The sequence below is a fragment of the Pseudomonadales bacterium genome (assembly GCA_013215025.1).
GTDB lineage: Bacteria > Pseudomonadota > Gammaproteobacteria > Pseudomonadales > DT-91 > DT-91.
Genome location: JABSRR010000083.1, coordinates 1 through 9,641 on the forward strand (window position 1 = coordinate 1; position 9,641 = coordinate 9,641).

7 protein-coding genes are annotated in these 9,641 nt (G+C 43.5%); 5 read left to right on the forward strand and 2 right to left on the reverse strand.

Annotation, left to right across the window (positions count from 1 at the left end; translation table 11 throughout):
• A partial coding sequence (locus HRU21_07445; GenBank protein NRA42130.1) for a nitrite/sulfite reductase occupies positions 1-1,502 on the reverse strand: 1,502 nt, incomplete at its 3' end.
• 389 nt (positions 1,503-1,891) lie between these two features.
• Here HRU21_07445 and HRU21_07450 point away from each other — a divergent pair.
• Both HRU21_07450 and HRU21_07455 read left to right on the forward strand, forming a co-directional pair.
• Positions 1,892-2,917: an LLM class F420-dependent oxidoreductase gene (locus tag HRU21_07450; protein ID NRA42131.1), complete on the forward strand. Its 1,026-nt coding sequence runs from the start codon at positions 1,892-1,894 to the stop codon at positions 2,915-2,917.
• 102 nt (positions 2,918-3,019) lie between these two features.
• Positions 3,020-5,323 (forward strand): DUF1631 family protein, encoded by a 2,304-nt coding sequence (locus tag HRU21_07455; protein NRA42132.1) that lies wholly within the window; start codon positions 3,020-3,022, stop codon positions 5,321-5,323.
• A gap of 167 nt (positions 5,324-5,490) precedes the next feature.
• Here the strand turns inward: HRU21_07455 and HRU21_07460 are convergent, their stop codons facing one another.
• Positions 5,491-6,252, reverse strand: a complete 762-nt coding sequence (locus HRU21_07460) for an SDR family oxidoreductase (protein NRA42133.1) — start codon at positions 6,250-6,252, stop codon at positions 5,491-5,493.
• A 157-nt stretch (positions 6,253-6,409) separates the two neighbouring features.
• On the opposite strand from HRU21_07460, the gene HRU21_07465 reads away from it, so the two are divergent.
• The 3 genes from HRU21_07465 to groL all read left to right on the forward strand — a co-directional run bounded on the left by HRU21_07465 (position 6,410) and on the right by groL (position 9,137).
• A complete protein-coding gene (locus HRU21_07465; protein NRA42134.1) occupies positions 6,410-6,892 on the forward strand; it encodes an FxsA family protein in 483 nt (160 codons plus the stop codon).
• Between the two features lie 258 nt (positions 6,893-7,150).
• Positions 7,151-7,438 (forward strand): co-chaperone GroES, encoded by a 288-nt coding sequence (locus HRU21_07470; protein ID NRA42135.1) that lies wholly within the window; start codon positions 7,151-7,153, stop codon positions 7,436-7,438.
• A 49-nt stretch (positions 7,439-7,487) separates the two neighbouring features.
• Positions 7,488-9,137 carry a chaperonin GroEL gene (gene groL, locus HRU21_07475; GenBank protein NRA42136.1) on the forward strand — a complete coding sequence of 550 codons (1,650 nt, stop codon included), beginning with the start codon at positions 7,488-7,490 and terminating at the stop codon, positions 9,135-9,137.
• Positions 9,138-9,641: the final 504 nt, after the last annotated feature.

Sequence of the window (9,641 nt, forward strand, 5' to 3'; positions counted from 1 at the left end):
TTACCTAATGAAGTATCTTTATCTTGATTACCGCCTAGGGAAATTTGGAAAAATTCCTCACCTTTTTTATCAACGCCTAGAATGCCAATATGACCAACATGGTGGTGTCCACAGGCGTTCATGCAGCCAGATATATTCAGTTCTATCTGCCCTAAATCATAAAGGTAATCAAGGTCATTAAATTTGCGTGTGATTGCTTCAGAGACAGGAATCGATTTTGCATTAGCCAAGGCACAGTAGTCGCCACCAGGACAGCAAATCATATCGGTTAAGGTGCCAATATTGGCTTTAGCTAGACCTAAGGGCTGAAGCTGCTGCCATAGCGCAAACAGATCGGACTTTTTAACATCGGCTAAGATTAGGTTTTGCTGATGCGATGAGCGTAACTCGCCAAATGAAAAACGATCGGCTAAATCTGCAACGGCGTCCATTTGACTATCGGTTATATCGCCTGGAGCGACACCAGCAACTTTTAAGGATAGCGTTACCGCTTGATAACCCGCTTGCTTGTGTGCGTGCGTATTGTGTTGTAGCCAGGCTGCAAAAGCCGGCTCTGCATGCGCCTGAGCCTGCAGTGCTAACTCGGCATCATTGTCATCAATGATTTGGTAATCGGGGTCTGTAAAGTGCGCTTTAACACGATCAATTTCGTTATCGCTTAGTGTGGTTGGGCCATCTTTTAAAAATGCCCACTCCGCATCAACCTTTTCACGAAAAGCATCAACTCCCATGGCTTTTACTAAAATTTTAATTCTAGCTTTGTATTTATTGTCACGACGTCCGAGCTGATTATAAACACGCAAGATAGCATCTAAATAACTCAATAAATGCTGCTCAGGGAGAAATTCATTAACGACTTGTCCGATCACAGGCGTGCGTCCTAGACCGCCGCCGACAATCACTTTGTAGCCGATCTCGGCTTTTTCATTGTGAACCAGCTCAATGCCAATATCGTGGACATGAATGGCGGCACGATCGGCTGCGGATCCACATACGGCAATTTTAAATTTACGCGGTAAATAAGCGAATTCCGGATGAAAAGTCGACCATTGACGAATAATCTCACAATAAGGTCGAGGGTCGATTAACTCATCAGCAGCAACACCCGCAAATTGATCCGAGGTAGTCGAACGGATACAGTTACCTGAGGTTTGCACCGCATGCATCTGCACGCTGGCAAGTTCGGCTAAGATATCTGGCGTATCGGCTAATTCTGGCCAATTTAACTGCACATTTTGACGCGTAGAAATATGCGCATAACCCTTATCATAGTCGCGGCTGATGGCGGCTAACTTGCGCAGTTGCTTGGATGACATTAATCCATACGGTACTGCAATTCGTAACATAGGCGCCAAACGCTGCACGTATAAACCATTTTGTAATCTAAGAGGTAAGAATTCTGCCTCTGAAAGTTCACCTTTTAAAAAGCGCTCGGTTTGACCACGGTATTGTTTAACCCGTTCGTCAATGATTTGTTGATCGTATTGATCATACTGGTACATTTGCGTGCTACCTTTTGGCTGTAAATTTGGCTATAAGTTAGGCTGTATGTTTAGCTATAAGTGGCTATGTTCATTCGTTTGTGCGAGCAATATCGCGAATTGGCGCGAATTTTAGGCAAATCCAAGGTAAATTTCGAGCGTTAATTATCGATTTTATACGGGTAATATGCCTTATGCTTATCGATTTTATCAATTGATTGCTCGCTAATGTTGAAAATCAGCTAAGGCTTATGATCACGCAGTTTGTTTATATGATAAAAACAATCATTTATGACTTAAAATACCCTAAAAAAGCATTTTTTGACTGTTTTTGTTATTACTGTCTGGCTTTTAGAGCAAGATAATTTCACTATCAATTACAGTGTTTCTACCGCAATGAGGAGATCATTATGAAACTCGGTTTACACCAAGGCTATTGGCAAAAAGACCCATTACCTAATTTTATTCAGCTGGCAAAAGATGCTGAAGATATGGGTTTTGACAAACTATTTACGGCTGAAGCATACGGCTCTGACTGCTTTACCCCGCTGGCTGCCATCGCTACGCATACCAGTAAGATTCAGCTGTGCACCGGTGTTATGCAGATTTCAGGCCGCACCCCGGTTAACGCTGCTATGACTGCAATGACCTTAGATCATATTTCTAATGGTCGTTTAAATGTTGGGGTTGGCGTATCAGGTCCGCAAGTAGTTGAGGGATGGTACGGTCAAGCGTTCAATAAACCGCTTGAGCGTACACGCGAATGGCTGAGTATTTTTCGTCAAGTAATTGCGCGCGAGAATCCGGTTGAGTTAGATGGTAATCAGTATCAATTGCCACTCAAAGGCGGTATGAACTTAGGCAAGCCCTTGAAATCAATTACTCATCCATTTCGTAAAGAAATCCCAGTTTTTCTCGGAGCTGAAGGTCCAAAAAATGTTGAGCTCGCCTGCACCGAATTTAACGGCTGGCTGCCTATTTTCGTTTCACCAGAAAAAATGGCGATTTATGACGAACCTTTGTCGATGGTGAAAGACCCAGACAACTATGAAATTTGCGCCATGGTTAATATGAATGTGGATGATGATTTGGCTAATGCCTTATTGCCCACTAAATATATGTTGGCACTGTACTTAGGTGGCATGGGTGCGAAAGGTAAAAACTTCCATAAGGATCTGATGGGTCGCATGGGTTGGGCCGAAGAAGCGCAAATGATACAAGATACCTTCTTTGATAAAGGCCAACACGAAGCAGCGATGGTCGTGCCCGACTATATGGCCGATGAAATTTCCTTATCCGGTCCTGAAGATCGTATTAAAGAAAAGTTACAAGACTGGAAAAAGTCGAAGATTACTACTCTTATGATTGGTGTCAGTGCCTTTGGTGAAGAAGCAACGCGGAATAATATGCGTATTTTATCTGAGGGTGCTTTATAAACTCTTGATAAGTCACATTATTACTTTTGAAAGCCAGTTTTTACTGGCTTTTTTTGTTTCTGCAGGCGTAGAATATTGAGATAAATATTGCAAGGTCAATATATGCAGGACTGGTCTGACATATTTCAAAGCACATATAAGCTGCTGTCGCATAAATTAAAAGATTGCTTTCACGCGGCTACGCACGAGCTGCAAAGTCAACTCGATAAGCAAGCCCTGCACGACAATTCCCTACAAGCCCATAAGGCTGTTGAAAGCCATTACCAATCTGTTTTTGAAAAACTGCACAACGCCTCAGAACAATTTAGTCAGAAAAAAGTAGTGCGATTTGCAGAACGCAAAGTCGACAGCTTAAGCGTGCTCAGTAAACAAGAGCATAGCTTCGATGTCTATGGAAAGTCATTTTGCCGAAAAGCCGATGATTTATCGCAGTCGCTATTAATTTTGTCCTGGTTACGATTTGAATCCCTGATAGGACACAAGCTTGCAATCGATGGCTTGCCAAATGCACCGGCTGTTTTAGCAGATGTGGCAAAAATCTACGTGAATGCACTGGCGCTTGATGAAGAGCAATCAGTGATGTTGTTTAAAGCCATACTGAAAGAGTATGTGTTTGAGTTTCACAAGCTTAATACGCAGCTGAATAATTTTTTTGTCAGCAAGGCAATCTTGGCTGAGCTTGATGATAATGATGTCAATGCTAGGCTCAAACAAATGCATAAGTCTGAACAGGATCAAAAGCATCGTAATGAAGTTTTAAGCGATATGGCTGAGTTTGTTCTGCCAGAGCATAATGCATCTTCAGCAGCGCTGTTAGATATTGAAAGCGTTATATCAGCTGTCGAAATTCCTGAGCAGCTAGAGCATCATCTTATTGACAATAATAGCGATGCAGACTTAATTTCTGATCAAGATTTAGTAGCGCAATTAGACAACAGTTTTGCTGACTTTGATACTGAGGATTTTACCGCTGATTCTTTTACAAATTTAGCCGACGAGCTAAATGAAAAGTTTGCACAAGAAGATTTCCAAGTTTCAAAAAATGCGGAAAACACTATCGCTATGTTATCGATGCTGTTTGATGATCTTGCGCAGTTTCATTTGCCTGAGCCGATTCAGCGTCTCATGGATAGGCTAAGTCTGCCTATTCTAAAGACCGCACTGAATGATCAAAGCTTCTTTCTAGATGCGAATAACCCAGGTCAGCAACTGCTCAATAAAATGGCTGAGTTATCTGTGTTATGGGAAAAGTCTGATCAGGAAGAAGACGATATTCTGTTAGCGGCAATGAAAAATAGCGTGCAACAGGTCAACCAGCATTATCAGACCAATAGCAATATTTTTGCCGAATCCATCCAATATTTAGAGCAAGCAGAAAGTCAATTCTTGGCACGTGCAAAAAAACGTGAGGAACGACTCAAATCCTTAGAAAAAGCAAAGTCTCGTCAACTTGAAGCGCAGCATATCGCTAGAAAACATTTGGATGCAAAATTTGCGAAACTTGAGTTGCCCACGGCGATCAACGATTTTCTTTATCAATATTGGTCTAAGACTCTGTGTTTTGCTTTTAATAAGTTTGCTAACACACAAAATGAACTGTGGCAGGCAGCTATAGCTGCCGAAGATCAGTTGCTTAACTATATGCGCGATAAAATCACTGGCGACCGAGCTAAGGCAGTATATGGCTTACAGACGCAATTATTATCAATAGGTTTAGCCAAAGTTGAAGTTAATGCACAATTAAAAGCTATACTTCCTGCGTTAGATTCAGTGAGTATAGATGCAGATGTAGGCTTGGTTGATGATAATCCATTAGATGCTGCGCAATTAAAAGCTCAGCAAGCGATCTTAAATTCATTGGCAGCCAGTGTGGATGCGGTCGAAGATGAGCTTGAGCAAGATGCAGCAAAAAGCCAGTCACCGACATCAGGGCAGGCCGCACTGTCGCTTAGTACTAATTCGCCCACAGACTCTTCCCTAGCTGAGGCCGATTTTACATCGCCATCTTCTGAGTCTCTATCGAAACAAGACCAAGCTGATAAGCAGGACGGTGGACAGCAGTCGGTCGAGCCGCAGACAGTTGAACCGCCTTTAGATGCTAGCCCGTCCAGCAACGCAACTGAAGAAAATGTGGCAAAATTTACAGTGGATACCATCAGCAAGCTGCTGACGATGAATACTTGGGTTCGCGATAATCGACAGTCGCCGGTATTAAAATTAAAGTTAGCGACCTACATTAAGTTTACCGATACGTTTGTCTGGGTAAATCGTGAGGGTCAAAAAGTGATGGATATGCACAGTGATGAAGCAGTGCAGCTGCTTAACGATGCACAGCTTGAATTACTGGAAAACGACGGCGTATTTGATAAGGCGCTAGAACATGTTATTACCCACTTAAAAGCCTAAGTTATCCTTAGCCATACAGCCACAACTGATCAATTTATAAATGGAAGGAAGAGCTCATCTGACGCGATAAGCTGGGAGTGAAATGTTGAAAAGCGAGCTGAAGAATATGCAGCCCGCTAAGAAACGTTTTATTTGATAAGCATTAAAGCTTACAAAATATTGAATCTTTATATACGAATACCGCCGTCCATCTCAATCGTGCGGCCGGTGAAGTAATCATTTTCTAAAATATACACCGCCGTTTGAGCAATTTCACTGGGTTCACCCAAGCGCTTCAGTGGAATCATATTCGCCATTTTTTCTAAGGCTTCAGGTTTCATCGACTGAACCATTTCAGTTGCAATAAAGCCCGGCGCAATGCCTGCAGCGCGAATACCATAGCGCGAAAGCTCTTTCGCCCATGTTACGGTCATCGCTGCTACACCGGCTTTGGCAGCCGAGTAATTCGTTTGACCCATATTACCGCCTTTAGAGAGGCTAGAGATGTTAATAATGCAACCCTGCGTATTGGTTTCAATCATTTTGGTTGCTGCTTCTCGGCCACAAAGGAAGACGCCGGTTAAATTCACATCGATAACCATCTGCCACTCGGCCAGGCTCATGCGCTTCTGCACTTGGCCGTCTTTAGCTTTCACCATTAAACCGTCGCGCGTAATACCCGCATTATTAATCAGGCAATCTAGGCCGCCTAATTCGCTGACGATTTGGCTGAATAAATGTTCAACTTCAGTCTCGTCCGCAATATTGGCTTTGAAAGCTTTGGCGCTTCCACCTAAAGCCTCGCAGCTAGCAACTGCCGCGGCTAAACGTTCTTCGTTTAAATCAATGAGCGCTAGCACCGCGCCTTTTGCCGCAAACGCTTCAGCCATCGCTAAACCTAAGCCTTGAGCGCCACCGGTAATGGCAACAACTTTACCTTTTGGATCCATGATTTTCTCCGTCAGTATGGAATATTAAAAAAACAGGCATTGTACTGAATTTGTATTTTTTTGCGAATCATAGCCACCATCGACCTGATTAAAATAAAACTTGAATTATTAGTCCTTGTCACCATCTAAATAGGTATAGCTTAGATGGATTTATATCATGCGTTTGTTACTACCTTTATTTATCGGCGTTCCTATCGTCGAAATGTTGATTTTAATTCAAGTCGGGGGTCTGATTGGTGCTCTGCCGACCATTGGCTTAGTTTTGTTAACGGCAGTGATAGGTTTGCACTTGCTGCGACAGCAGGGTTTATCCACGCTGATGCGCGCTAAGCAAAAAATGGCTGATGGCCAGTTACCCGCTGAAGAAGTGGTAACAGGGCTGTTGCTAGCCGTTGGCGGCGCGCTACTGTTAACCCCTGGTTTTTTTACCGATACCCTTGGCTTCCTTTGTCTACTGCCGGGCCCACGGCAGCTATTAGTTAAGTCATTGATTAGTAAGGGCGTATTTCAGGCTATGCAGGCTCAACCATTCGCAGCGCAAGATTATACCGGCGCATACTCGCAGTCAGGTGAAGCAGGCGATGACAGCATTGATGGCGAGTGCTCGCCGGTCGATGAGAATAAACAGCTTGGCCAGTGATCATTTAGCAGTGATCAATAGAGCGAGACCTATGCTGGTTAAACTTTACCGCTAAGGTTTGAGGTTGATCGGCTTAGGACTTTATCAACGAGTACCTGCGCTTTCTCGGTGATTATTTAAAAGAAAATACAAAAAAATGATTTTTTTGCTAAAAATACATTGGATTGCCTTGAAATTCCTTAAACCAGCCCCATCAATGCTGCAACGATAAAATAATTCATTTCTTATTCATGCAATCCGCACAACAAGGAGAAAATAATGAATCTTCGTCCGCTCTATGACAACGTGGTTGTTAAACGTAAAGCAGAAGAGGCTGTATCAGCTGGTGGTATCGTATTACCGGGCAGTGCACAAGAGAAGCCCAACCAAGGTGAAATTGTTGCCGTTGGTGAAGGTAAAGTTTTAGATAACGGTGAAGTTCGTGCACTTCAAGTGAAAGTCGGCGATACCGTGATCTTTGGTCAGTATTCAGGCAACACCGTAAAAGTCGATGGTGACGAGCTGATGATCATGCGCGAAAGCGACATTTTTGCCGTAGTAGGTTAATTTCCCTTACCACATTTATTGATAAGACTATTTTCGGAGAAAAAAGAAGATGGCTAAAGACGTATTATTCGGCGACGAAGCACGCCAAAAAATGTTAGCAGGTGTGAATATTCTTGCTGATGCAGTAAAAACAACGCTAGGTCCTAAAGGTCGTAACGTCGTGTTGGACAAGTCTTTTGGTGCACCGACGATTACTAAAGACGGTGTATCGGTAGCGAAAGAAATCGAACTGAGCGATAAGTTTGAAAACATGGGCGCGCAGATGGTCAAAGAAGTGGCCTCGCAAGCCAATGATAATGCCGGTGATGGCACTACAACGGCGACCGTATTAGCTCAATCGATTGTTAACGAAGGTTTGAAATCTGTTGCAGCCGGCATGAACCCAATGGATCTTAAGCGCGGCATCGATAAAGCCGTAGCTGCTGCCGTGACCGAAATCAAAGATATGGCTAAGCCTTGCGAAGACAATAAGTCGATCGAGCAAGTGGGTACTATCTCTGCAAACTCTGATTCAAGCGTTGGTGAGATCATTGCTGAAGCGATGGAAAAGGTTGGCAAAGAGGGCGTTATCACTGTTGAAGAGGGTAATGGCCTAGAAAATGAATTAGACGTGGTTGAAGGTATGCAATTCGACCGTGGCTATTTGTCGCCATATTTCATTACCAATACAGAAAACATGACTGCTGAAATTGAGTCGCCGTTTTTACTGTTAGTTGATAAAAAAATCTCAAACATCCGTGAGCTGTTGCCATTGCTTGAGCAGGTAGCAAAAGCTTCACGTCCGCTTGTGATTATTGCTGAAGACGTTGAAGGCGAAGCACTTGCGACCTTGGTTGTGAACAATATGCGCGGTATTGTGAAAGTCGCAGCCTGTAAAGCCCCAGGTTTCGGTGATCGTCGTAAAGCGATGTTGCAAGATATTGCGATTTTAACCGGCGGTACGGTTATTTCTGAAGAAGTTGGCCTCGATATTGAAAACGCAGGTCTTGAGCACCTAGGTAGCGCTAAGCGCGTCACCATGGATAAAGACAATGCAACTATTGTGGATGGCGCCGGTGATGCAGGTCAAATTGAAGCGCGTGTGCAAGAAATTCGCGTACAGGTTGAAAATACCAGCTCTGATTACGATCGTGAAAAACTGCAAGAGCGTGTTGCTAAGTTAGCCGGTGGTGTAGCCGTGATTAAAGTAGGCGCCGCGACTGAAGTTGAGATGAAAGAAAAGAAAATGCGCGTTGAAGATGCATTGCATGCGACGCGCGCAGCCGTTGAAGAAGGTGTTGTCCCTGGTGGCGGTGTTGCTTTGGTACGTGCCATTGCAGCAGTGGCTGAATTAACCGGTGATAACGAAGATCAAAACCACGGTATCGCTGCAGCCTTGCGAGCAATGGAAGGACCATTGCGTCAAATCGTATCTAACGCCGGCGATGAAGCATCGGTTGTGTTAGATAAGATTCGCAGCGGCGAAGGTAACTTTGGCTACAATGCTGGTACTGGTGAGTACGGTGATATGATCGAAATGGGTATCCTTGATCCTGCGAAAGTGACCCGCTCAGCCTTAGAGGCGGCAGGCTCAGTAGCAGGCTTAATGATTACAACTGAATGTATGATCACCGATCAGCCTGAAGAAGGCGGTGCTGGTGCAGCAATGCCAGACATGGGCGGCATGGGCGGCATGGGCGGTATGCCCGGCATGATGTAAGTCATTAGCCAATTAGCTGAACAACGCCGAGCTTTGCTCGGCGTTTTTGTTTCGATCACTGCACTGCCTGAGGCTTTCCTCGATTCTGTGGCAATCATTTTTAATATAAGCTAAGGCTTACATAAATTCATTGATTTATGGTTTACCCAATGCCGGAAATTCAATGGTATTGTAAAATAGTATGTCAACGCTGCTATTGATTATTAACCTTACAAATAAACTCATATGTGCAGCATGATTTTCTTAACATAAGATTCTTTAAACAGCTTATCACCTGATTGAGTATCTATAATATTGCAATAATTCTCGAAAAGCATTTTTTAAATCAAATCAGTTATTTGAATAACAACAGAGATTTTTATGGTGATGATAAGGTGAATTTCTTGAGGAACATAAAAGACTTAGCTACATGCTCGTCATCATGTTTTACAAAGCCCTCACCATTCAACTAAGGCTTGTGGCTCATGAAGATCAGTTGTGCGTTTTGATATGCTGTTCCAATCC

Bases quoted from the DNA above. Each gene is read 5' to 3' on its own strand.
- HRU21_07460 (NRA42133.1), bottom strand. From the start codon at position 6,252: ATGGATCCAAAAGGTAAAGTTGTTGCCATTACCGGTGGCGCTCAAGGC.
- HRU21_07470 (NRA42135.1), top strand. From the start codon at position 7,151: ATGAATCTTCGTCCGCTCTATGACAACGTGGTTGTTAAACGTAAAGCA.
- HRU21_07465 (NRA42134.1), top strand. From the start codon at position 6,410: ATGCGTTTGTTACTACCTTTATTTATCGGCGTTCCTATCGTCGAAATG.
- groL (NRA42136.1), top strand. From the start codon at position 7,488: ATGGCTAAAGACGTATTATTCGGCGACGAAGCACGCCAAAAAATGTTA.
- HRU21_07455 (NRA42132.1), top strand. From the start codon at position 3,020: ATGCAGGACTGGTCTGACATATTTCAAAGCACATATAAGCTGCTGTCG.
- HRU21_07450 (NRA42131.1), top strand. From the start codon at position 1,892: ATGAAACTCGGTTTACACCAAGGCTATTGGCAAAAAGACCCATTACCT.